This window comes from Diaphorobacter limosus, assembly GCF_033100095.1.
GTDB lineage: Bacteria > Pseudomonadota > Gammaproteobacteria > Burkholderiales > Burkholderiaceae_C > Alicycliphilus > Alicycliphilus limosus.
In genome coordinates this window covers 1,278,250-1,299,870 of sequence record NZ_CP136921.1, presented here as the reverse complement: position 1 = coordinate 1,299,870, position 21,621 = coordinate 1,278,250, and the positions used below count along the sequence as shown (strand labels likewise).

Here is a 21,621-nt window from a genome sequence, read left to right as displayed (position 1 = left end):
CCCTCTCCCCAAAGGGGCGAGGGCGACCGGTTGCGCCGGCTTTACTCCCTCTCCGTCTGGGAGAGGGTGGGGGTGAGGGTTCGCGGCCCAGTCTGAGGTATGTGCCTAGTCAGGCATTATTTGGCCTTGGCGCTTTACAGGTAAGCGCGGATAGCTATTTTTACAATAGCATCAACCACGCTTGCGCGAGCTGCGCGGTGGGTCTTCTTCATCACCCTCGGGGCTGCGGGCAGGGGCGGCGGCCGGCTTTTGCTCCAGCTGCGTGAGCACTGAGGGTGCGCCCTCGAGCTTGTTCTCGCGCATGTACTGGTCCATCTCCTTCCAGCCCGCAAACACCTGGGCCTTGGCCGCCTTGGGGTTCAGGGTGAAGCAGTCCTCCAGCCCGCGCAGCGCATGGCGGCAGGCGCCGCCAACGGCCTTGGCCTCGGCCTCGCGCTGAACCACGCGCGGATCCTGGGGCAGGCTGGGGATCTCGCAGCCCGCCAGTGGCAGCAGCGCCAGGGCGAGCAGGGCGATGCGGGCAAGACGGTGGGTGGGGTTAAGGGGTGGCATGTATGCCTGATATCGGCAGCCTGGGCCATAAGTTGAGGGCGCGAAGAAAAAAGCCCCGGTGCGCAGCCGGGGTCTTTCTTGGCTGGAAGAGCGCTGTCGGTCAGTCGCGCTCGCCGCCCATGATGCCCAGCAGGGCCAGCAGGCTCTGGAACACGTTGAACAAGTCCAGGTACAGGGCCAGCGTGGCGCTGATGTAGTTGGTCTCGCCGCCGTCCAGGATCTGCTTCAGGTCATACAGCATGTAGGCACTGAAGATGCCGATGGCGGCCACCGAGATGGCCATCATGCCTGCCGACGAGCCGACGAACACGTTGACGATGGCGCCCACCATCAGCACCAGCGCGCCCACGAACAGCCACTTGCCCATGCCCGAGAGGTCGCGCTTGATCACCGTGGCCAGGCTGGCCATGACGAAGAACACGCCGGCCGTGCCGGCAAAGGCGGTCATGATCAGGTCGGTGCCGTTCTTGAAGCCCAGCACCATGCCGATCATGCGCGAGAGCATCAGGCCCATGAAGAAGGTGAAGCCCAGCAGCACGGCCACGCCGGCGGCCGAGTTCTTGGTCTTCTCGATGGCGAACATGAAGCCGAAGGCGCCGCCAACGAAGACGATCAGCCCCAGCCCGCCGCGCAGCGACTCGGTGATGCCCGTGGCCACGCCCAGCCATGCGCCGAGCACGGTGGGCAGCAGGCTCAGCGCCAGCAGCCAGTAGGTGTTGCGCAGCACGCGGTTGCGCTCTTCTTGCGATATGCCATAGCCGCCGGTGCGGATCTGGGTGACTTGTGTGTTCATAGCTTGGTGTTCTCCTGCAATGGCCTGCGACGGTGGCGGCACGGCACATTCTAGTGGCGCGCCGCGGCATGCGGGTGTCATCCCACCAGATACCCGGCACGGCGCCTTTTCTGCGCCGGGCAGTCTGGTACTAAAAGGTCGGATTCATTTGCCTTGCATTGGTTCATTGTGCTGGGCTTGCGGCGCTATGCTCCCCACACGCTGCGCGCCTGCCGTGGGCTGGCGCGTGTCCCTCATTGATCTCTACAGGATTTTTCTCATGAAAACCAAGCCCGAGCTTGAACTCGCCGACCTGAAGCTCATCGCCGCTGCCGCAGAGGCCGAGGCGCTGAAGAACCACTGGGCCGTGACCATTGCCATCGTGGACGATGGCGGCCACCTGCTGTGGCTGCAGCGCCTGGATGGTGCGCCCGCCATTTCCGCCCACATCGCGCCGGCCAAGGCGCACACGGCCGCCCTGGGCCGCCGCGAGAGCAAGGGCTACGAGGATGTGATCAATGGTGGCCGTACCTCGTTTCTGAGCGCGCCCACGGTGCAGGGCATGCTCGAGGGCGGCGTGCCCATCATGAAGGACGGTCAGTGCCTGGGCGCCGTGGGCGTGAGCGGCGTCAAGTCCAGCGAGGACGCGCAGATTGCACGCGCCGGCATCGCGGCCATCGGTCTGTAAACAACTTCGCCCCATGAAAAAGCCGGCTGGATGCCGGCTTTTTTGTCTGTCTCAGCGTGTGAAAAAAGGCTTGGCTATGCGGGCATGCCCCTTGGCTCGCCAAAAACGACCCTTGAACCGAAGTCCCCGAGTCGCCCCACGATGAAAACTATTTGGTCAGTATCAGCTTGCCCAGCTTGGTGGCCTGCAGACGGTAGCTGGCGCCGTTGTGCACTATGGTCACCGCCTTGCGGCCGCGCAGCAGGTTGTTGCTGTCCAGTGCTGTGACAGCTGCCGGCAGATGTTCCGAGGCTTCGGATCGACCCACGTCACCATGGGCAAAGAGGCGTGAGCGCGGTGCTGTGGTGTGTGCGGTCAGGCTGAGCTGCATGGACTGTCTCGTTGTGTTGCGATTATTGAATGATAATGATTCGTAATTACATGTCAAGCATTGTTTGTACCGAATTTCGTATCTTCTTGCTTCAAACGGATGCCTGCTGCCGCGCTTATTGCGCCGGGTCGGTCACGAAGCCGATCTTGCGCACGCCGGCGCGCTGCGCGGCCGACATGGCCTGGGCCACGCGTTCATAGCGCACGTCCTTGTCGCCGCGGATGTGCAGGTCCGGCTGTGGGTCTTTCTGCGCCTCGGCCTGCAGGCGTGGCTCCAGCTCCTCGTCGCTGATGGTGGTTTCGTTCCAGTGGTACTTGCCGTCCGCCGTCACCGACAGGCGTATGGTCTCGGGCTTGATCACCTCGCGCTCGTTGCTGGCGCGTGGCAGATCGACCGGCACGGCGTGTTTCATGACGGGCACGGTGATGATGAAGATGATGAGCAGCACCAGCATGACGTCCACCAGCGGCGTCATGTTGATCTCGTTCATCACCTCATCGGCGTCGTCCTGGGTACCGAAGGCCATGCGCGTCAGCCTTTCTTGATGGGCAGCACGCGGGCCGGGGCATCGCCCTGCACCGTGACGCGCGCGCCGGTCACGAAATAGGCGTGCAGGTCGTGCGCAAAACTGTTCAGGCTGCCCAGAATGGTCTTGTTGCCGCGCACCAGGGCGTTGTAGCCCAGCACCGCCGGGATGGCCACGGCCAGGCCCAGGGCGGTCATGATCAGCGCCTCGCCAATCGGGCCGGCTACCTTGTCAATGGTGGACTGGCCCGAGGCGCCAATGGCCACCAGCGCGTGGTAGATGCCCCAGACGGTGCCGAACAGGCCGATGAAGGGCGCCGTGGAGCCCACCGACGCCAGGATGGCCAGGCCCGATTGCAGACGGGCGGTGAACTCGTCGATGCAGTTGCGCAGGCAGCGCGTCACCCAGTCGCTCACGTCCAGGCTGTCGTGCAGATGCGCCTGGGTGTTGCGGTGGTGTGCCGTGGCCTCGCGCCCCTCCAGTGCCAGGTGGCGAAACGGGTTGCTCGGGTCGGCGCCCAGCTTGGTCAGGCCGGCGGCAAAGTCCTCGCTGTGCCAGAAGTCGCGCGCCAGGCGGGCGTGCTTCTGGTATTTGATGATGTCCAGCGCCTTAATGAGGATGACGATCCACGAGGCCAGCGACATGCCCAGCAGCAGCAGGGCGACGGCGCGGGTGACCAAATCCCCCTGTATCCAGACGTTGGCGATGCCAAATTGCGATTCCATGAAAACTCCCGGGGGCTATTGTTGGAGAACGAAGTTGATGGGTTGCAGGTACCACATGGCCTCGGGCACGCCGTTGCGCGTGCCGGGCACGAAGCGCCAGCGCGTGACCGTGTCCACGGCCTGGCGGTCCAGGCGCTCGAAGCCGCTGGACTGCTTGATCTCGACCTTTTGCGGAATGCCGTCGGCACCGATCAGCACGCGCAGCACGATCTTGCCCTGTTCGCCCAGGCGCTTGCTCACGGCGGGGTAGACCGGCTTGGGGTTGTTCAGGTGGCTGGCGTCGCTGCTGGGCTGAACGATGGCCGGAGCGGGCGGGGCCGCGGGCGCCGGGGCGGCGGCCACGGGCGCCTCGACGGGCTTTGCCGCAGGTTGTGGCTCGACCACGCCCACGGGGGCGGCGGGTGCCGGCGTGGGGTCGGCAATGGCCACCGGCATGGGCTCGGGCGCGGGTGTCGGCTTGGCCACGCGCGGCTTGGGCGGCGTCGGTGACGGCTTCGGGGGCGCGGGCTTGGGCGGGGGCGGCGCAGGTGGTGTCGGTGGCGCGGGCGGGGCTGGCGGCTGGGGCGTGAGGAATTCGCTCAAGACCTCGGCCGGGATGATGATCTCCGCCGCCTTGCGCATCAGGCCGGACTGCAAGGCCCATAGCGCCGCCACATGCAGGGTCACGACGGACAGCGCAATCACGGCGTTGCGGCTCAGTCCGGTGGACGGGGCATAGCGATCTGAAAGCGACATAAATGGATAGCTGCAGGCGCTTGCCCAGCAAGGGCTACAGGCCTAAAAGACGTGAAATTCTGCGCCGGCTTGTGCAGGGCGCACCGGGCCGAGCATATAACGACAGCCCGCTGGCAAACGGACTCAGGCGCAGCCGCATGCCGCGCCTTGCTGGCCGCAGCAGCCCGCGCCAGTGGCGCCCGGCAGGCCTTCCTTGTACAAGGCCGCCACCGGTTGCGAGGAGCAGCACTGCGCCACGACGTCGCGTGCGCAGTCTTCGCAGCGCCCGCATTGCGTGGCCACGCCGAGCTCGAACTGGATCTCATCGAAGCTCATGCCCGCGCGCGCATGGCGTGCAATCTCACGGTCAGATACGCGGCGGCAAACACAGACGATCATGGTGCGGGCTGTTCTGGCAGGCTATGAAAGCGATGGGCGGATTATAAATACGAATCCATCGCATTCTCGATCTGTATCCCTGCTGTGATGTCGGACAACACGCTGGCCGTGCGGGGACGAAAAAAAACCGACCCATTGCGAGGTCGGTTTTTATGCAGCTCGGTCGCCTTGGCACCGCTGCGGCCTGGTGCCCGGGCCTTACTTGACGTGCTTGCCGATCAGGCCGGCCATCTCGAACATCGAGACCTGGGGCTTGCCGAACACTTCCTTGAGCTTGGCGTCGGCGTTGATCATGCGCTTGTTGGCCGCGTCCTGCAGGTTGTGGGCCTTGATGTAAACCCACAGCTTGCTGATGATTTCCGTGCGCGGCAGGGGCGTGGCGCCGACCACGGCAGCCAGGGCGGGGCTGGGGGTCAGGGGCTTCATGAAAGCGGCGTTGGGGGTGCGCTTCTTTGCCGGGGCTGCGGGGGCGGTCTTAGCAGTTGCCATGTCGTACGGTCCTCTTGGAAATGAATAAGTATTGCCAGCGAAAGTCTGCTGCTTTACTGGTTCGCGCGATGCTACTGGGAAAAAAACGCCGCTCCAAGGGAAATCGTTTCTTTTTTGCCTCGATTTGTTGCGTGTCACCGCCGGCGGCCACGCCCGATAATGCGCGCGCGGCCCGCCGCAGCCCCTTCATCATCAGAGAGACCTTGCCCCATGACGACCTCAGCAGCCTTCAGTACCTGTGACATGTGCGACGCCCACAAGGGCGACGACAGCGGCAGCTTCTGGGTGCTGCCGCCCGTATTCCAATGTTTTGGTGGCGTGGCGGCCTTCAGCGGGCCGGTCAGCACCGTGAAATGCTTCGAGGACAACACCCTGGTGAAGGCCGCGGTGGACAGCCCGGGCCGGGGCCGCGTGCTGGTGGTGGACGGCGGCGGCTCCCTGCGCCGCGCCCTGGTGGGCGGCAACCTGGCGGCCAGCGCGGCGCGCAACGGCTGGGCCGGCATCGTGGTCAACGGCTGCGTGCGCGACGTGGCCGAGCTCAATGCCGAGCAGGTGGGCATACGCGCGCTGGCGCTGATGCCCCTGCCCACCGAAAAGCGCGGCGAGGGCCTGGCCGAGGTGGCGGTGCAGATCCAGGGTGTGTGGGTGCGCCCGGGCGACTGGCTGTATGCCGACGCCGACGGCATCGTGGTCAGCTCGCAGGCGTTGTGAAACCCGTTGGCAGTCCGCCGGCCAGAGCAGGGTTCAGGCCTCTTTCTTCGGGTAGCTCACGCCCATGCCGGCCCTGGCGTCCTGCTGGATGCCATAACTGGCAAACGGGTAGCGCAGGCCGTTCCTGGCCAGCGCCTGCATGCCGGCGAGCGATCTGGCGATATCGGCAGGCTTGAGCGCCATCAGCATCTCGTCGTCCAGCACGCCGCCATAGCGGCGCTCGGCAAAGCAGGGGATGGACAGGCTGGGTTTGCCGGTCTTCAGGGCGCGGCCCCAGGAGTCGGCACAGGAGGATTCGCCGACGACGCTCCAGTCAAAGCGCTCATAGCCCGACCACTGCAGGCCGTTGATGAAGTAGATCATGGCGCCTGGCGTAGCGTAGAACAGCGCGATGTCGGGTTCGTCGGCGCCCGCGCCAAAGTCCGGCCAGCGCTGCAGCGGCGCCACCACCAGCGCCTGGTAGCGGCCCACGGGCACCACGTCCATCGCGGCCTGGTGGCGCGCGGAGTCCTCCACGGTGGCAAACCAGACGCCGGTCATGGCCTGGCCCGAATACCAGTCGGCATCCTGTCCGCCCAGGCCGACGACGGCGCGGCATTGCTCACCCACCAGGTCAGCGGCCTGCACGCCCATGGTCCAGCCCAGGCGCGCGGCCTGGCCGACGATCTGGTCCATGGTGTGGATGGCCTGCGGGCGCCGCAGCTTGGGGATCTGCCGCAGCGTCTCGGCGGACTCCAGCAGTTTCATGCCGATGGGCGGAGTGCGCAGCTTGAGCATGCGCTCCAGATCGGCGGCCAGCGTGACGAGTTCATGTGCGTTGCTCATGGGGTCTCCTGGTGTTGTGATGGGGCAAGGAACAGTCAGTCATCCGGCCGGGCCGCGCCGCGCCCCACGCGCAGCGCCAGCCGCGAGGGCAGGGTGGCCAGCACCACGCTGGCCAGGGCCAGGCCAAAGGCCAGCAGCTGCAGCGGCGTGAAGCGCTCGCCCAGCACCAGCACGCCGACCAGCGCGGCGCTGACCGGCAGCAGCACCGTGAACACGCCGCCCTGCGCTGCGGGCACGGCGCGCAGGCCGGTCATCCACAGCCACACCGTCCACATGCAGGCGGCCAGGGCGTAGAACAGCAGCAGCAGCCAGATGCTCCAGGGCACGGCCGCAAAGTCAAAACCCCACGCAAGGTACAGGCCGAACGGCATGGACAGCAAGAACCCCCACAGGTTGATCAGCGAGGTGATGCGCTTCGGCCCCATGGCGCCCGTGAGCTTCTTGCCAATCACCGAATAGGCCCCCTCGCACACCGAGGCGCACAGCAGCAGGGCGTAGCCCAGCCACTGCAGATATATGGCGTTGTCGTGCTCCAGCGCCGATCCAGATTGCGCAGGGTGCTCTGGTTTGGATAGTGAAAACAGCGCAATGCCAATGACCGCACAGGCCACGGCCACCCAGGTGCGCCGCGCCACGCGCTCGCGCAGGAACAGCCAGCTCATCACCGCCACGCAGGCGGGGATGCAGGCCATGATCACCCCGGCCGAGGTGGCGCTGGTCAGGCTGACCCCGTAGATCATGCACACGGTGAACAAAAAATTGCCCAGCAGCGATTGCAGAAACAGCAGGCCGCGTGTCTGCGGCGTCAGGGGCGGCTCGTCGGCAGGTTTTTTCAGCCAGGTCAGCATCGCCAGGGCGCCAATGCCAAAGCGCATCCAGGCCAGCAGCAGTACCGGGAACGCGGCCGCCAGGGGTTTGGACAATGCCACATAACTGCCCACCAGCGACATGCTGAGAGCGAGACACAGATAGGCGATGGGGCGGCTGGGGGCGTTCACTTCGGGTCACTGATGCACAAAGACGCGCATCATGCACAAGCCAGGGCGTGCCGCGATGGAGTGGGGCTGCAAGGATTGCGACGGCTTGCCAGCCTTATTTTGCAATGCGGAAGTTTGATTTTGCATTGTGAAGTTTCGCGCTTGCTGCAGCGCAGAATTTTTTCTCAATATGAGAAATAAAATTTTACATTGAGATATTTGTGATCTATATGGTTGATTTATAAAGAAAAAATTTATCTCTTATATAAGACATAAGAGCAAATTTTGGTCTTATAGAAGACATAGAATTGCGTCCAAGGGCCGCGCATAGCAGCCCGCCGATTCCTCAAGCTTTTTTTGGAGAGCAACCATGTCGAACTCGCTGAACTCGCAACTGAGCCGTGAACAACAAATCGCCGCCCTGGAGAAGGACTGGGCCACCAACCCGCGCTGGAAGGGTGTCAAGCGCGGCTACAGCGCCGCTGACGTGGTGCGCCTGCGTGGCAGCCTGCAGCCCGAGTACACGCTGGCCAAGCGCGGCGCCGAGAAGCTGTGGGAGAAGGTCAACGGCGGCGCCAAGAAGGGCTATGTGAACGCCTTCGGCGCCATCACCGCCGGCCAGGCCATGCAGCAGGCCAAGGCAGGTCTGGAGGCCGTCTACCTGTCGGGCTGGCAGGTCGCAGCCGACGGCAACACGTCGGAAACCATGTACCCCGACCAGTCCCTGTACGCCTATGACTCGGTGCCGACCATGGTGCGCCGCATCAACAACACCTTCAAGCGCGCCGACGAGATCCAGTGGGGCCGCGGCATCAACCCCGGCGACAAGGAATTCATCGACTACTTCCTGCCCATCGTGGCCGACGCCGAAGCCGGTTTCGGTGGCGTGCTCAACGCCTTCGAGCTGATGAAGAACATGATTGCCGCAGGCGCTGCCGGCGTGCACTTCGAAGACCAGCTGGCCGCCGTGAAGAAGTGCGGCCACATGGGCGGCAAGGTGCTGGTGCCCACGCAAGAAGCCTGCGAAAAGCTGATCGCCGCGCGCTTTGCCGCTGACGTGATGGGCGTACCCACCATCGTGCTGGCACGCACCGACGCCGAGGCCGCCAACCTGATCACCAGCGACCATGACGCCAACGACAAGCCCTTCCTGACCGGCGAGCGCACGCAAGAAGGCTTCTACCGCGTGCGTAACGGCCTGGAGCAGTCCATCAGCCGCGGCGTGGCCTACGCCCCCTACGCCGACCTGGTGTGGTGCGAGACCGGCGTGCCGGACATCGGCTTCGCCCGCGAGTTCGCCCAGGCCGTGCACGCCGCCTGCCCCGGCAAGCTGCTGTCGTACAACTGCTCGCCGTCGTTCAACTGGAAGAAGAACCTCAACGACAAGCAGATCGCTTCCTTCCAGGAAGACCTGGCGGCGCTGGGCTACAAGTACCAGTTCATCACCCTGGCCGGCATCCACAGCAACTGGTACAACACCTTCAAGTTCGCCCACGCCTACGCCCGTGGCGAAGGCATGCGTCACTACGTGGAAATGATCCAGGAACCCGAATTCGCCGCACGCGACCTGGGCTACACCTTCGTGTCGCACCAGCAGGAAGTGGGCGCGGGTTACTTCGACGACGTGACCACCGTGATCCAGGGTGGCTCGTCCAGCGTCAAGGCGCTGACCGGCTCCACCGAAGAAGAGCAGTTCCACTGATCTGTCGGCCGACGGCCGGACTGAAACAACAAAGCGCCCGCGAGGGCGCTTTGTTGTTTATGGATAAAAAATGGCTTTAGCGCTTATGTATCAAGCGCATAAAGCTATTGTTTTGATAGTAATTAGCGCAACACCACCACCGGCACCGAGCACAGCCGCAGCAGCGCCGTGGTGGTGCTGCCCACGATCAGCTGGCGGATGCGCGAATGCCCGTAGGCGCCCAGCACCAGCAGCATGTTGCCCAGCGATTGCAGCAGGGCCGGCAGGGCCTCTTCGGGCAGGCCGGGCACGACCCGGGTGTCGATGGCAAAGCCTGCCTGCTGCAGCTGCGCCTGGGCGCCGTGCAGCTGCTCCAGCATCTCCGGCGTGGGCTCGCCGGCCATGGCCAGCAGGCCGGGCATGCCGCGCAGCAGCGGACTGCGCGCCACGGCCTCCACGGCGCGGCGGGCGGTGGTGCTGCCGTCGAAGGCGACGACGAAGCCCTCGGGCGGCGTGAACTCGGGCGTGGTCATCACCATCACCGGCTGGCGCACGTTGCGGATCACGCTTTCCACGCGGTGATCCAGGCGCAGCTTGCGCGCCGCCGTGGCGCGGTGCTGGCGCCCGAGCACGAACAGGCGCGCGCCATCCTCGTGCTCCAGCAGCACATCCGTCAGCTCGCCATGGCGCAGCAGCACCTGCAGCGACGGTATGCGCGTCTGATCCACGCGCGCCTGGGCCTCGTCCAGCATGCGCCGCGCGGCCTCCTGCGCGACATGGGTGCGCTCTTCGTCCAGGGTGTTCAGGCGCTCGAGCAGCATGTCCTGCGCGCCCATGCCGATGACGCCGCTGTAGTCGCCCACCGGCGGCATGGGCTCGGGCCGCTCCAGCGCGTGCAGCAGGGCCATCGGGGCCTGCAGGCGCTCCGCCGCCCAGAAGGCGCCATCCACCACGGCACGGGTGGTGGCCAGCCCGTCGATGCAGGCGAAAACGGTGTCTTGGTGGTTCATGGGGCTCCTTCCTGGCGACCTGACCATGGGTTGAGTGTGGCACCGTGGCGCAGGCTGTGCCAATCCACTCTCCAATGTGGGGTTGGTTTTAGGTGAAATATGCCATCAACGCAATACAGGCGTGCGCTATAAGCTATAGTTTTTGTAGTTCATGCTGCATCTTGTGGCCGTTGCAGCAGCATCAGCTGGTACAGCGCCTGCGCCGCCACCGACAGGCTGCGGTCGCGCCGGCGCACCAGGTAGATCTGCCGCCTCAGGCCGGGCAGGGCCAGCGGCCGCGTGAGCAGATCGGGCTGCTGGAAGTGAAACAGCGTCAGGCTGGGCACGACGCTGATGCCCAGTCCGGCGCGTACCATGCCCATCACGGTGGCCAGCTGCTCCACCTCCATCAAGGTGTTCATGGCCTGGGGGTGGAAGGCCGCCTCCAGGTACTGACGCACGCTGCTGTGGCGTGCCAGGTGAATGAAGGGCCATTCGGCCAGCACGCGCAGCTGCGCCGGGCCGGCGGGCAGGGTGCGGGTGGCAAGCGGGTGATCCGCGCGGCAGACCAGGTGAAAACCGTCCTGGCAGAAGGGTTCGGCCTGCAGTTCGGGCGTGTCGGCGCGAATGGCCGCCAGGGCAAAGTCGGCCCGGCCGCTGGCCACGCGCTCCATGCAGGGCTCGGACAGCACATCCGCAATGTCCAGCTCCACGCCCGGGTGGCGCGCGTGGAAATCGGCCAGCACCCCCGGCAGCCAGCCCGCGGCCAGCGAGGGCAGCAGCGCGATGGCCACGCGCCCGCGCCGCAGCTGGGCCGCATCGCGCATGCTGGCCAGGGCCGCGTCCACCTCGGCGCGTATGCGCAGTGCGCTGGCGTGGAAATTCTCGCCCTCGGCCGTCAGAGCTACATGGCGCGTGCTGCGGTCAAACAGGCGCAGGCCCAGGGCGTCCTCCAGCGCACGGATGAGCGCGCTGAAGGCCGGCTGCGACAAATGGCACTGCGCCGCCGCGCGCGTGAAGTTGCGCTGCGCGGCCAGGGCCAGGAAGGCGTCGATCTGGCGGCTGGAGATATTCATTTGAATTACCGATGAATTGATATTGATAATCTATTTCACAGAATAACCCGGGCCGCCTACAGTGCACGCCAGAGACAACGCGAAGGACAGGCCATGGCGAATCACTCCCCCCTGCTGGTAGGCTGCGCGGCCGGTTTTTCCGGCGACCGCACCGACGCCGCCGCGCCCGTGGTGCAGGCCCTGGTGGACAGCGGCCGGCCCGCGGTGCTGATCTTCGAGACCCTGGCCGAGCGCACGCTGGCGCTGGCCCAGCTCGCCCGCCGCGGCAACCCCGAAGCCGGCTACGAACCGCTGCTGGACGACCTGCTGCGCCCCGTGCTGGCGCAATGTCTGCGCCATGGCGTGCGCATCGTGAGCAACTTTGGCGCGGCCAACCCGCATGGCGCGGCGCTGCGCATTCAGCAGCTGGCGCGGGAGCTGGGCGCGCGCCGCCCGCGCGTGGCCGTGGTGCATGGCGACGAGCTGAGCGGCCCCGAGCACCGCGCCCTGCTGGCGCAGGCCCTGGGCGCCGACATGCCCACCCAGCCCATCGTCAGCGCCAACGCCTACATAGGCGCGCAGCCCATTGCCGACGCGCTGCGCGCGGGCGCCGACATCGTGGTCTGCGGCCGCGTGGCCGACCCGTCCCTGGTGGTCGGCCCGGCGCTGGCGCACTACGGCTGGCAGCTGGACGACTGGGACCGCCTGGCGCGCGCCACCATGGCCGGCCATCTGCTCGAATGCGGCGCCCAGGTCACGGGCGGCTACTTTGCCGACCCCGGCTACAAGGACGTGGCAGGCCTGGCGCGCCTGGGCTACCCCATTGCCGAGATCGACGCCGACGGCCACTGCAGCATCACCAAGCCGGCCGGCACGGGCGGGCGCGTGGACGAGCGCACCGTCAAGGAGCAGCTGCTGTATGAGCTGCACGACCCGGCCGCCTACCTGACGCCCGACGTGGTGGCCGACATCACCGGCGCCCATGTGGCGCAGGCCGGCACCGACCGCGTGCGCCTGGACGGCGTGCGCGGCCATGCGCGCACGCCCACGCTCAAGGTCAACGTGTGCTTCGAGTCCGGCTGGTTCGCCGAGGGCGAAATCTCCTACGCCGGGGCCCGCGCCGAGGCCCGCGCCCGCCTGGCCGGCGAGGTGCTGCGCGAGCGCCTGGCGGGCGTAGCGCCGCTGCGCATCGACCTGATAGGCGTGGCCAGCGTGTTCGGCGACGACGCCGGGCGCTGGCTGGCTGCCCAGGCGCCCGGCGATGCGCGCGACGTGCGCCTGCGCGTGGCGCTGCAACACACCGAGCACGCCAGCGCCCAGCGCCTGGTGCGCGAGGTGACGGCGCTGTACTGCTGCGGTCCGGCCGGCGGCGGCGGCGTGCGCACCGCCATGCGGCCGCGCCTGGGCACGGTGTCCTGCCTGGTGCCGCGCGCGGCCGTCACCACCGGTTTCACGCTGCTGGATTGAAAGGTGCAATAACCATGACCGATACCGTTCTCACCGTTCCCCTGCACCGCCTGGCCCACGGCCGTACGGGCGACAAGGGCAATCGCTCCAACATCAGCGTCATCGCCTGGCACCCCGCGCTCTGGGATGTGCTGGTCGATCTAGTCACCGAAGAGGCCGTGGCGCGCCAGTTTGCAGAGCGACGGCCCAGCCAGGTCACGCGCCATGTGTTGCCCAAGCTGCAGGCCATGAACTTCGTGCTCGACGGCGTGCTCGACGGCGGCGTCAACGACGCGCTGAACCTCGACAGCCATGGCAAGGCCCTGTCCTTCTTGCTGCTCGATCTGCCGGTGCAGGTGCCAGCGGCGCTGGCGCAGCACCTGGCTGGCCCCCGGTAAGCCATTTTTCGATTTTCAACACAGCAAACCCAGGAGACAAACATGAACCCATCCATGCACCGCCGCCGCGCACTGGCTATCGTTGCCGCCACGCTGGCATGCGCCGCAGCAGGCACCGCCAGTGCCCAGGCGCCGGCCTATCCGGCCAAGGCCATCACCTTCATCGTGCCGTTTGCCGCCGGCAGTGCCACCGACCAGCTGGCGCGCGCCCTGGGCCAGTCGGTCACCACCGACACCAAGCAGCCCGTGGTGGTGGACAACAAGGCCGGCGCCAGCGGCATGATCGCCGCCCAGGCCGCGGCCAAGGCCGCGCCCGACGGCTACACCGTGCTCATCACCACCAACACCACGCACGCCGCCAACGAGCATCTGTACAAAAAGCTGTCCTACGACCCGGTGAAGGACTTCGCGCCCGTCACCGGCCTGGGCAAGGGTGGGCAGGTGCTGGTGGTGAATGCTGGCGCGCCCTACAAAAGCGTGGCCGAGCTGCTGGCCTTTGCCAAGAAGAACCCCGGCAAGCTCAGCTTTGGCAGCGGCAGCTCATCGAGCCGCATGGCCGGCGAGATGCTCAAGCAGCTGGCCGATGTGGACATCCTGCATGTGCCCTACAAGAGCAACCCGCTGGCGATTACCGACCTGCTGGGCGGGCAGATCGACATGATGATTACCGACACCTCTACCGGCGTGCCGCAGATCAAGGCCGGCAAGCTGCGCGCCCTGGGCTACTCCACGCAAAAGCGCGGCGCCCAGCTGCCCGACGTACCCACCATCGCCGAGGCTGGCGTGAAGGGCTACGACATGGGCTACTGGTTCGCCGCCTACGTGCCCGCCGGCACGCCCGCGCCGGTGGTGGCGCGCCTGAACGAGCTGCTGGCCCACGCCACGAAAAGCGAGGCCGCTAGGTCGTTCTTCACCAACGCCGGCTCCGAAGCCTGGACCACCACGCCCGAGGAGCTCGCCAAATTCCAGGCCGCCGAGACCCAGAAATGGGGCAAGGTCATCAAGGCCGCGGGCATAGAGCCCGAATGAGTGGGCGATGAATTTTGAATATTTTTGGCTTCAAGCGCTTTATGGATAAGCGCGAGTAGCTCTACTTTTGGGAGCTATGTGAGTCCCCGGCGGGGGCAAACAAGCCCCAGGTGGCCATGAACAGGGCGGCAATCACGGGGCCGATGACGAAGCCGGTCAGGCCAAACAGCGCCATGCCGCCCAGCGTGGAGATCAGTACCACGTAGTCCGGCATCTTGGTGTCCTTGCCCACCAGCAGCGGGCGCAGCAGGTTGTCCACCAGGCCGATGACGCCGATGCCGTAGGCCGTGAGGATGGCGGCCTGGCCGGTGGCGCCGGTGGCCAGGAAGTAGATGGCGACCGGGCCCCAGATCAGGCTGGCGCCCACGGCCGGCAGCAGCGACAGAAAGGCCATCAGCACGCCCCACATCACCGGCCCCTGTATGTCCAGCAGCCAGAAGATCAGTCCGCCCAGCGCGCCCTGCGACGCGGCGACGACGATGTTGCCCTTGACGGTGGCGCGGATCACGGTGGTGAACTTCTGCGCCAGCTGATCCTTGTGCTCGGCGTCCAGCGGAATCGCCTCGCGGATGCGCGCCGCCAGTGCCCGCCCGTCGCGCAGCAAGAAGAACAGCAGGTACAGCATGACGCCAAAGCTGACGACGAACTGCAGCGTGTTCTGCCCCAGGTCCAGCGCCTTGGTGGCCAGGAACTGGCTGGCCTGGGCGCCAAAGGCCGTCAGGCGCGCCTGCAGCTCGGCCATGGAGGTGAGGTGGAAGCGGTCCAGCAGCTCCAGCACCCAGGCGGGCAGGGCGGCCAGCATCTGCTGCAGGTAGGCGCCGTAATTCAGCTGCCCGGAGCGCACCCGCTCATAGGCCACGCTGGCCTCCTGCACCAGCGACAGTCCTATGAGCGCCATGGGCAGGATGACGATCACCAGGCAGATGCACAGCGTGACGAAGGCCGCCAGGTTGCGCCGCCGTGGCATGCGCCGCTGCAAGCGGCGGTGCAACGGGCTGAACAGAATGGCCAGCACCACTCCCCAGAAAATGGCGCCATTGAGCGGCCAGAGGATGGTGCCAAAGGCCAGCGTGACGATGGTGAGCAACAGCAGCAGGGTGCGGTTCTGGAGCAATGGCGGGTGCATGTGGGGCGGCGGGGGTCGCAAACACGCTCCAAAGTGAGCGGGCTCACAATGTAATTCCATTTCTAAATCACCCGTGTCGTTGTTGCTTCGCCTTGCCGTGCTGCAGCACTGTCTGCGGCTTCGCGCCCAGACACGAATGATTTGGAAATGGAATAAGCCAAGCCGGCCCGGCGATTGCAAGGCAGCTGCAAGGCGTTCAATGGCACAATAGCGCCCGCATTCAGGCCCTTCCAAGCCACAGTCGCATCCGCCAACCGGTTCAGCCGTGACGCGGAAGGTTTCTCAACCAGCTAAAGCCTCCTGCAGGGAGTCGAAGGTCAGCGCCAACATGAGTGAGACAACGTCCGTTTACCAAGCCTACCAAGGCAACACCTATCTCTTCGGCGGCAACGCGCCCTATGTCGAGGAGATGTACGAAAACTACCTGGCCAATCCGGGTAGCGTGCCAGATTCCTGGCGCGAATACTTTGACGCACTGCAACATGTGCCCGCTGCCGACGGCAGCGACGCGCGCGATGTACCGCACCTGCCCGTCATCAACGCCTTTGCCGAGCGTGCCAAGCAAGGTGGCACCCAGGTCGTGGTGGCCACCGGCGCCGACACCGAAATGGGCCGCAAGCGCGTAGCCGTGCAGCAGCTCATTGCCGCCTACCGCAACGTGGGCCAGCGCTGGGCCGATCTCGACCCCCTGAAGCGTACCGAGCGTCCGAACATCCCCGAGCTGGAGCCCTCGTTCTACGGTTTCACGGATGCTGACCAGGAAACCGTTTTCAACGTTGGCAACACCTTCTTCGGCAAGGAAAGCCTGTCGCTGCGCGAGCTGATCAACGCGCTGCGCGAAACCTATTGCGGCACGATTGGCTCGGAGTACATGTACGCTTCCGACCAGAACCAGAAACGCTGGTGGCAGCAAAAGCTGGAGTCGATCCGCAGCAAGCCGGCCTTCAATGCCGAGAAGAAGAAGCGCATCCTGGACCGCCTCACCGCTGCCGAAGGCCTGGAGCGTTTCCTGCACACCAAATACGTCGGCCAGAAACGGTTTTCGCTCGAGGGCGGGGAGTCCTTCATCGCCGCCATGGACGAGCTGATCAACGCTGCCGGTGCCAAGGGCGTGCAGGAAGTGGTGATCGGCATGGCCCACCGCGGCCGCCTGAACGTGCTGGTCAACACCTTGGGCAAGATGCCCGCCGATCTGTTCGCCGAGTTCGAGCACACCGCGCCCGAGGACCTGCCCGCCGGTGACGTGAAGTACCACCAGGGCTTCAGCTCTGACGTCTCCACCGCTGGCGGCCCGGTGCATCTGTCGCTGGCCTTCAACCCTTCGCATCTGGAGATCGTCAACCCGGTGGTCGAGGGCTCGGTGCGCTCGCGCATGGATCGCCGCGATGACCCCAAGGGCAAGCAGGTGCTGCCGGTGCTGGTGCACGGCGATGCCGCCTTCGCCGGCCAGGGCGTGAACCAGGAAACCCTGGCCCTGTCCGAGACACGTGGCTACACCACGGGCGGCACGGTGCACATCATCATCAACAACCAGATCGGTTTCACCACCAGCGACCCACGCGACCTGCGCTCCACGCTGTACTGCACCGACATCGTGAAGATGATCGAGTCGCCCGTGCTGCACGTGAATGGCGACGACCCTGAGGCCGTGTGCCTGGCCGTGCAGCTGGCCCTGGAATTCCGCATGGAGTTCTCCAAGGACGTGGTGATTGACATCATCTGCTACCGCAAGCTGGGCCACAACGAGCAGGACACGCCCATGCTCACGCAGCCGCTGATGTACAAGAAGATTGCCCAGCACCCCGGCACGCGCAAGCTCTACGCCGACAAGCTGGCCGCGCAGGGCTTCGGTGAGAGCCTGGGCGACGACATGGTGAAGGCCTATCGCGCCGCTATGGACGCGGGCAAGCACACGGTCGATCCGGTGCTGACCAATTTCAAGAGCAAGTACGCCGTCGACTGGAGCCCCTTCCTGGGCAAGGCCTGGACCGACGCGGGCGACACCGCCATTCCGCTGACCGAGTGGAAGCGTCTGGCCGAGCGCATCACCACCATCCCCGACAGCGTCACGCCGCACATGCTGGTGAAGAAGGTCTACGACGATCGCGCCGCCATGGGCCGGGGCGAGATGAATGTGGACTGGGGCATGGGCGAGCACATGGCCTTCGCCTCGCTGGTCGCCTCGGGCTACCCCGTGCGCCTGTCGGGCGAGGACTGCGGCCGCGGCACCTTCACGCACCGCCACGCCGTGATCCACGACCAGAAGCGCGAGAAGTGGGACGAGGGCACCTATATCCCACTGCAAAATGTGGCCGAGAACCAGGCGCCTTTCGTCGTCATCGACTCCATCCTGTCGGAAGAGGCGGTGCTGGCGTTCGAGTATGGCTACGCTTCCAACGACCCCAACACGCTGGTGATCTGGGAGGCGCAGTTCGGCGACTTCGCCAACGGTGCGCAGGTGGTGATCGACCAGTTCATCGCCTCCGGCGAGGTGAAATGGGGTCGCATCAACGGCCTGACGCTGATGCTGCCGCATGGCTACGAGGGCCAGGGCCCCGAGCATTCCTCGGCACGCCTGGAGCGCTTCATGCAGCTGGCAGCCGACGCCAACATGCAGATCGTGCAGCCGACCACGGCCAGCCAGATCTTCCATGTGCTGCGCCGCCAGATGGTGCGCAACCTGCGCAAGCCCCTGGTCATCATGACGCCTAAGAGCCTGCTGCGTAACAAGGACGCGACCTCGCCGCTGTCGGAGTTCACCAAGGGCGGTTTCCAGACCGTGCTGGTTGAGCAGGATGCGAACATTGCCAAGAAGGCCGACAAGGTCAAGCGCGTCATTGCCTGCTCTGGCAAGGTGTACTACGACCTGGTGAAGAAGCGCACAGAGGCTGAGCGCAGTGATGTGGCCATCATCCGCGTCGAGCAGCTCTACCCCTTCCCGCACAAGGCCTTTGCCGCCGAGCTCAAGAAGTACCCCAACGCCACTGACATCGTGTGGTGCCAGGACGAGCCGCAGAACCAGGGCGCCTGGTTCTTCATCCAGCACAACATCCACGAGAACATGCAAGACGGCCAGAAGCTCGGCTACGCCGGCCGCGCCGCTTCGGCCTCGCCGGCCGTGGGTTACGCGCACCTGCACCAGGATCAGCAAAAGAGCCTGATCGAGGCGGCCTTCGCCAAGCTCAAGGGGTTCGTTCTGACCAAGTAAGGCTCACAGGTTGAGCGTTGTGCGATGGGCGTTGTGCGCAACGCCGGCACAACGCCCATCCACCGTACAACGCACAACACATAACGGAATTCAAAATGGCAATCGTAGAAGTGAAGGTTCCCCAGCTGTCCGAATCCGTGGCCGAGGCCACGCTGCTGCAGTGGAAGAAAAAGCCCGGCGAGGCCGTCGCCCAGGATGAGATCCTGATCGAGATCGAGACCGACAAGGTGGTGCTCGAAGTGCCCGCCCCGGCCGCCGGCGTGATGGCCGAGCATGTGGTCGGCGATGGTGGCACGGTGGTCTCCGAGCAGGTCATCGCCAAGATCGATACCGAAGGCAAGGCCGGCGCAGCCGCTGCGGCCCCTGCTGCCGCTCCTGCCGCAGCCGCAGCACCCGCGGCCGCCGCAGCGCCGGCTGCCGCTGGCGGCAACAAGGGCGACGTGGCCATGCCCGCCGCCGCCAAGATCCTGGCCGAGGCCAATCTGTCTGCCGCCCAGGTGGCAGGCTCCGGCAAGGATGGCCGCGTGACCAAGGGCGACGCCCTGGCCGCCGTCGCCGGTGGCGTCAAGTCCACCGCCGCCGTCATCCCCACCGGCGTGCCCACCAAGGCACTGCCGCAGGTGGCAGCGCCTGCTGGCGGCCTGAACCTGGGCGATCGCCCCGAGCAGCGCGTGCCCATGAGCCGCCTGCGCGCCCGCGTGGCCGAGCGCCTGCTGCAGTCGCAGTCCACCAACGCCATCCTGACCACCTTCAACGAAGTGAACATGGCCCCGGTGATGGAGATGCGCAAGAAGTTCCAGGACGCCTTCACCAAGGAACACGGCGTGAAGATCGGCTTCATGTCCTTCTTCGTCAAGGCCGCCGTGCACGCCCTGAAGAAATTCCCGGTGCTGAACGCTTCCGTTGACGGCAACGACATCGTCTATCACGGCTACTTCGACATCGGCATCGCCGTGGGCAGCCCGCGCGGCCTGGTGGTGCCGATTCTGCGCAATGCTGACCAGATGAGCTTTGCCGACATTGAGAAGAAGATTGCCGAATTCGGCAAGAAGGCCGCCGAGGGCAAGCTGGGCATCGAGGAGATGACCGGCGGCACCTTCTCGATTTCCAACGGCGGCACCTTCGGCTCGATGATGTCCACGCCCATCATCAACCCGCCGCAGTCGGCCATCCTGGGCGTGCATGCCACCAAGGATCGCGCCGTGGTCGAAAACGGCCAGGTCGTGGTGCGCCCGATGAACTACCTGGCCATGTCGTATGACCACCGCATCATCGACGGCCGCGAGGCCGTGCTGGGCCTGGTGGCGATGAAGGACGCGCTGGAAGACCCCTCGCGTCTCTTGTTCGACCTGTAATTCAAGGCCTCCTGAAACCCACCCTCGGCCCAGCCCAGCGGTGGGTTTTTTCAACTCTTTTTCAAGAATTCACACCATGAGCAAACAATTTGACGTTGTCGTCATCGGCGCCGGTCCCGGCGGCTATATCGCCGCCATCCGCGCCGCCCAGCTGGGCATGAACGTCGCCTGTATCGACGCCTGGACCAACGACAAGGGCGGTCCCGCGCCCGGTGGCACCTGCACCAACGTGGGCTGCATCCCGTCCAAGGCGCTGCTGCAGTCGAGCGAGCATTTCGAGCACGCCAACAAGCATTTTGCCGAGCACGGTATCAGCACCGGCAAGGTGACGATGGACGTGGCCACCATGATCGGCCGCAAGGACACCGTGGTGAAGCAGAACAACGACGGCATCCTCTACCTGTTCAAGAAGAACAAGGTCAGCTTCTTCCACGGCCGCGGCTCGTTCGTCAAGGCCGTTGAAGGCGGCTACGAGATCAAGGTGGCCGGCAAGACCGAAGATCTGCTGACCGCCAAGCAGATCATCGTCGCCACCGGCTCCAACGCCCGTGCGCTGCCCGGCGTGGAGTTCGACGAGGTCAACGTGCTGTCCAACGACGGCGCGCTGGCTATTGGCGCCGTGCCCAAGAAGCTCGGCGTGGTGGGTTCGGGCGTCATCGGCCTGGAGATGGGCAGCGTCTGGCGCCGCCTGGGCGCCGACGTGACGGTGCTCGAAGGCCTGCCGACCTTCCTGGGCGCGGTCGACGAGCAGGTCGCCAAGGAGGCCAAGAAGGCCTTTGACAAGCAGGGCCTGAAGATCGAGCTGGGTGTGAAGATTGGCGAGGTGAAGAACGGCAAGAAGGGTGTGTCCGTCGCCTACACCAATGCCAAGGGCGAAGCGCAAAAGCTCGACGTGGACAAGCTCATCGTCTCCATTGGCCGCGCACCCAACACGATCGGCCTGAATGCCGAGGTCGTGGGCCTGCAGCTGGACGAGCGCGGCGCGATCGTGGTCGATGGCGATTGCCGGACGAATCTGCCCGGCGTCTGGGCCGTGGGCGACGTGGTGCGTGGCCCCATGCTGGCGCACAAGGCCGAGGAAGAAGGCGTGGCCGTGGCCGAACGCATGGCGGGCCAGCACGGCCATGTCAACTTCAACACCATCCCCTGGGTCATCTACACCAGCCCTGAGATCGCCTGGGTCGGCCGCACCGAGCAGCAACTCAAAGCCGACGGCGTCAAGTACAAGGCCGGCAGCTTTCCCTTCCTGGCCAACGGCCGCGCGCGCGCCCTGGGCGACACCACCGGTTTCGTCAAGTTCCTGGCCGATGCGGCGACCGACGAAATCCTCGGCGTGCACATCGTCGGCCCCATGGCGTCCGAGCTGATCGCCGAGGCCGTGGTGGCGATGGAGTTCAAGGCCAGCGCCGAGGACATCGCCCGCATTTGCCACGCCCACCCCTCTTTGAGCGAGGCCACCAAGGAAGCCGCCCTGGCGGTGGACAAGCGCACCCTGAATTTCTAAGTAAAATTTAGGTGAAAATAGCTGCTAGCGCTTAACCATCAAGCGCTAGCAGCTATTATTTTTGCAGTATACGGAGAATGCG

22 protein-coding genes are annotated in these 21,621 nt (G+C 65.5%); 9 read left to right on the top strand and 13 right to left on the bottom strand.

The window, feature by feature from the left end:
- Positions 1-171: 171 nt before the first annotated feature.
- Positions 172-552 carry a hypothetical protein gene (locus P4826_RS06295; protein WP_317703044.1) on the bottom strand — a complete coding sequence of 127 codons (381 nt, stop codon included), beginning with the start codon at positions 550-552 and terminating at the stop codon, positions 172-174.
- 100 nt (positions 553-652) lie between these two features.
- Positions 653-1,345, bottom strand: coding sequence for a Bax inhibitor-1/YccA family protein (locus tag P4826_RS06290; RefSeq protein WP_317703043.1), 693 nt, complete (start codon positions 1,343-1,345; stop codon positions 653-655).
- 259 nt (positions 1,346-1,604) lie between these two features.
- Between P4826_RS06290 and P4826_RS06285 the strand changes: the two genes are divergently transcribed.
- Positions 1,605-2,012 (top strand): GlcG/HbpS family heme-binding protein, encoded by a 408-nt coding sequence (locus P4826_RS06285; protein ID WP_317703042.1) that lies wholly within the window; start codon positions 1,605-1,607, stop codon positions 2,010-2,012.
- A gap of 148 nt (positions 2,013-2,160) precedes the next feature.
- Here the strand turns inward: P4826_RS06285 and hemP are convergent, their stop codons facing one another.
- The 6 genes from hemP to P4826_RS06255 all read right to left on the bottom strand — a co-directional run bounded on the left by hemP (position 2,161) and on the right by P4826_RS06255 (position 5,235).
- On the bottom strand, positions 2,161-2,382 hold the full coding sequence (gene hemP / locus P4826_RS06280; protein WP_317703041.1) for a hemin uptake protein HemP: 222 nt from the start codon (positions 2,380-2,382) through the stop codon (positions 2,161-2,163).
- 115 nt (positions 2,383-2,497) lie between these two features.
- Positions 2,498-2,908, bottom strand: coding sequence for an ExbD/TolR family protein (locus P4826_RS06275; RefSeq protein WP_317703040.1), 411 nt, complete (start codon positions 2,906-2,908; stop codon positions 2,498-2,500).
- A 5-nt stretch (positions 2,909-2,913) separates the two neighbouring features.
- Positions 2,914-3,633, bottom strand: coding sequence for a MotA/TolQ/ExbB proton channel family protein (locus tag P4826_RS06270; protein ID WP_317703039.1), 720 nt, complete (start codon positions 3,631-3,633; stop codon positions 2,914-2,916).
- A gap of 15 nt (positions 3,634-3,648) precedes the next feature.
- Positions 3,649-4,368 carry an energy transducer TonB gene (locus P4826_RS06265; RefSeq protein WP_317703038.1) on the bottom strand — a complete coding sequence of 240 codons (720 nt, stop codon included), beginning with the start codon at positions 4,366-4,368 and terminating at the stop codon, positions 3,649-3,651.
- Between the two features lie 123 nt (positions 4,369-4,491).
- On the bottom strand, positions 4,492-4,746 hold the full coding sequence (locus tag P4826_RS06260; protein WP_317703037.1) for a (2Fe-2S)-binding protein: 255 nt from the start codon (positions 4,744-4,746) through the stop codon (positions 4,492-4,494).
- 198 nt (positions 4,747-4,944) lie between these two features.
- A complete protein-coding gene (locus P4826_RS06255; RefSeq protein WP_317703036.1) occupies positions 4,945-5,235 on the bottom strand; it encodes an SWIB/MDM2 domain-containing protein in 291 nt (96 codons plus the stop codon).
- A gap of 210 nt (positions 5,236-5,445) precedes the next feature.
- On the opposite strand from P4826_RS06255, the gene rraA reads away from it, so the two are divergent.
- Positions 5,446-5,946 carry a ribonuclease E activity regulator RraA gene (rraA, locus tag P4826_RS06250; protein ID WP_317703035.1) on the top strand — a complete coding sequence of 167 codons (501 nt, stop codon included), beginning with the start codon at positions 5,446-5,448 and terminating at the stop codon, positions 5,944-5,946.
- A gap of 33 nt (positions 5,947-5,979) precedes the next feature.
- Here rraA and P4826_RS06245 read toward each other — a convergent pair whose 3' ends face one another.
- Both P4826_RS06245 and P4826_RS06240 read right to left on the bottom strand, forming a co-directional pair.
- Positions 5,980-6,771, bottom strand: a complete 792-nt coding sequence (locus P4826_RS06245) for a DUF169 domain-containing protein (protein ID WP_317703034.1) — start codon at positions 6,769-6,771, stop codon at positions 5,980-5,982.
- Between the two features lie 35 nt (positions 6,772-6,806).
- Positions 6,807-7,721 carry a DMT family transporter gene (locus P4826_RS06240; protein ID WP_317703722.1) on the bottom strand — a complete coding sequence of 305 codons (915 nt, stop codon included), beginning with the start codon at positions 7,719-7,721 and terminating at the stop codon, positions 6,807-6,809.
- Between the two features lie 397 nt (positions 7,722-8,118).
- On the opposite strand from P4826_RS06240, the gene aceA reads away from it, so the two are divergent.
- Positions 8,119-9,450 (top strand): isocitrate lyase, encoded by a 1,332-nt coding sequence (aceA, locus tag P4826_RS06235; protein ID WP_317703033.1) that lies wholly within the window; start codon positions 8,119-8,121, stop codon positions 9,448-9,450.
- 122 nt (positions 9,451-9,572) lie between these two features.
- Here the strand turns inward: aceA and P4826_RS06230 are convergent, their stop codons facing one another.
- Entirely contained in the window at positions 9,573-10,439 is an 867-nt protein-coding gene (locus tag P4826_RS06230) for a universal stress protein (protein ID WP_317703032.1), read from the bottom strand.
- 149 nt (positions 10,440-10,588) lie between these two features.
- Complete coding sequence (locus P4826_RS06225) at positions 10,589-11,494, bottom strand: LysR family transcriptional regulator (protein ID WP_317703031.1); 906 nt, start codon at positions 11,492-11,494, stop codon at positions 10,589-10,591.
- Positions 11,495-11,587: 93 nt separating this feature from the next.
- Between P4826_RS06225 and P4826_RS06220 the strand changes: the two genes are divergently transcribed.
- The 3 genes from P4826_RS06220 to P4826_RS06210 are packed head-to-tail and all read left to right on the top strand — an operon-like array spanning position 11,588 to position 14,346.
- Positions 11,588-12,940, top strand: coding sequence for an acyclic terpene utilization AtuA family protein (locus P4826_RS06220; protein WP_317703030.1), 1,353 nt, complete (start codon positions 11,588-11,590; stop codon positions 12,938-12,940).
- A 14-nt stretch (positions 12,941-12,954) separates the two neighbouring features.
- Positions 12,955-13,317 carry an AtuA-related protein gene (locus tag P4826_RS06215; protein WP_317703029.1) on the top strand — a complete coding sequence of 121 codons (363 nt, stop codon included), beginning with the start codon at positions 12,955-12,957 and terminating at the stop codon, positions 13,315-13,317.
- Positions 13,318-13,359: 42 nt separating this feature from the next.
- Positions 13,360-14,346, top strand: coding sequence for a Bug family tripartite tricarboxylate transporter substrate binding protein (locus P4826_RS06210; protein ID WP_317703028.1), 987 nt, complete (start codon positions 13,360-13,362; stop codon positions 14,344-14,346).
- Positions 14,347-14,407: 61 nt separating this feature from the next.
- Here the strand turns inward: P4826_RS06210 and P4826_RS06205 are convergent, their stop codons facing one another.
- Positions 14,408-15,472, bottom strand: coding sequence for an AI-2E family transporter (locus P4826_RS06205; protein WP_317703027.1), 1,065 nt, complete (start codon positions 15,470-15,472; stop codon positions 14,408-14,410).
- 328 nt (positions 15,473-15,800) lie between these two features.
- Between P4826_RS06205 and P4826_RS06200 the strand changes: the two genes are divergently transcribed.
- The 3 genes from P4826_RS06200 to lpdA all read left to right on the top strand — a co-directional run bounded on the left by P4826_RS06200 (position 15,801) and on the right by lpdA (position 21,539).
- Positions 15,801-18,680 (top strand): 2-oxoglutarate dehydrogenase E1 component, encoded by a 2,880-nt coding sequence (locus tag P4826_RS06200; RefSeq protein ID WP_317703026.1) that lies wholly within the window; start codon positions 15,801-15,803, stop codon positions 18,678-18,680.
- A gap of 95 nt (positions 18,681-18,775) precedes the next feature.
- Positions 18,776-20,035 carry a 2-oxoglutarate dehydrogenase complex dihydrolipoyllysine-residue succinyltransferase gene (odhB, locus tag P4826_RS06195; RefSeq protein ID WP_317703025.1) on the top strand — a complete coding sequence of 420 codons (1,260 nt, stop codon included), beginning with the start codon at positions 18,776-18,778 and terminating at the stop codon, positions 20,033-20,035.
- A gap of 76 nt (positions 20,036-20,111) precedes the next feature.
- The gene (gene lpdA / locus P4826_RS06190; protein WP_317703024.1) at positions 20,112-21,539 is read left to right on the top strand and encodes a dihydrolipoyl dehydrogenase; all 1,428 of its coding nucleotides are present in this window, start codon (positions 20,112-20,114) and stop codon (positions 21,537-21,539) included.
- Positions 21,540-21,621: the final 82 nt, after the last annotated feature.

Excerpts from the sequence above, each read along its gene's own strand:
- odhB (WP_317703025.1), top strand. The coding sequence starts at position 18,776 with ATGGCAATCGTAGAAGTGAAGGTTCCCCAGCTGTCCGAATCCGTGGCC.
- P4826_RS06295 (WP_317703044.1), bottom strand. The coding sequence starts at position 552 with ATGCCACCCCTTAACCCCACCCACCGTCTTGCCCGCATCGCCCTGCTC.
- P4826_RS06275 (WP_317703040.1), bottom strand. The coding sequence starts at position 2,908 with ATGGCCTTCGGTACCCAGGACGACGCCGATGAGGTGATGAACGAGATC.
- P4826_RS06200 (WP_317703026.1), top strand. The coding sequence starts at position 15,801 with ATGAGTGAGACAACGTCCGTTTACCAAGCCTACCAAGGCAACACCTAT.
- P4826_RS06220 (WP_317703030.1), top strand. The coding sequence starts at position 11,588 with ATGGCGAATCACTCCCCCCTGCTGGTAGGCTGCGCGGCCGGTTTTTCC.
- rraA (WP_317703035.1), top strand. The coding sequence starts at position 5,446 with ATGACGACCTCAGCAGCCTTCAGTACCTGTGACATGTGCGACGCCCAC.
- P4826_RS06285 (WP_317703042.1), top strand. The coding sequence starts at position 1,605 with ATGAAAACCAAGCCCGAGCTTGAACTCGCCGACCTGAAGCTCATCGCC.
- lpdA (WP_317703024.1), top strand. The coding sequence starts at position 20,112 with ATGAGCAAACAATTTGACGTTGTCGTCATCGGCGCCGGTCCCGGCGGC.
- P4826_RS06215 (WP_317703029.1), top strand. The coding sequence starts at position 12,955 with ATGACCGATACCGTTCTCACCGTTCCCCTGCACCGCCTGGCCCACGGC.
- P4826_RS06255 (WP_317703036.1), bottom strand. The coding sequence starts at position 5,235 with ATGGCAACTGCTAAGACCGCCCCCGCAGCCCCGGCAAAGAAGCGCACC.
- P4826_RS06265 (WP_317703038.1), bottom strand. The coding sequence starts at position 4,368 with ATGTCGCTTTCAGATCGCTATGCCCCGTCCACCGGACTGAGCCGCAAC.
- hemP (WP_317703041.1), bottom strand. The coding sequence starts at position 2,382 with ATGCAGCTCAGCCTGACCGCACACACCACAGCACCGCGCTCACGCCTC.
- P4826_RS06230 (WP_317703032.1), bottom strand. The coding sequence starts at position 10,439 with ATGAACCACCAAGACACCGTTTTCGCCTGCATCGACGGGCTGGCCACC.
- P4826_RS06225 (WP_317703031.1), bottom strand. The coding sequence starts at position 11,494 with ATGAATATCTCCAGCCGCCAGATCGACGCCTTCCTGGCCCTGGCCGCG.
- P4826_RS06290 (WP_317703043.1), bottom strand. The coding sequence starts at position 1,345 with ATGAACACACAAGTCACCCAGATCCGCACCGGCGGCTATGGCATATCG.
- P4826_RS06270 (WP_317703039.1), bottom strand. The coding sequence starts at position 3,633 with ATGGAATCGCAATTTGGCATCGCCAACGTCTGGATACAGGGGGATTTG.
- P4826_RS06210 (WP_317703028.1), top strand. The coding sequence starts at position 13,360 with ATGAACCCATCCATGCACCGCCGCCGCGCACTGGCTATCGTTGCCGCC.
- P4826_RS06205 (WP_317703027.1), bottom strand. The coding sequence starts at position 15,472 with ATGCACCCGCCATTGCTCCAGAACCGCACCCTGCTGCTGTTGCTCACC.
- aceA (WP_317703033.1), top strand. The coding sequence starts at position 8,119 with ATGTCGAACTCGCTGAACTCGCAACTGAGCCGTGAACAACAAATCGCC.
- P4826_RS06260 (WP_317703037.1), bottom strand. The coding sequence starts at position 4,746 with ATGATCGTCTGTGTTTGCCGCCGCGTATCTGACCGTGAGATTGCACGC.
- P4826_RS06240 (WP_317703722.1), bottom strand. The coding sequence starts at position 7,721 with ATGTCGCTGGTGGGCAGTTATGTGGCATTGTCCAAACCCCTGGCGGCC.
- P4826_RS06245 (WP_317703034.1), bottom strand. The coding sequence starts at position 6,771 with ATGAGCAACGCACATGAACTCGTCACGCTGGCCGCCGATCTGGAGCGC.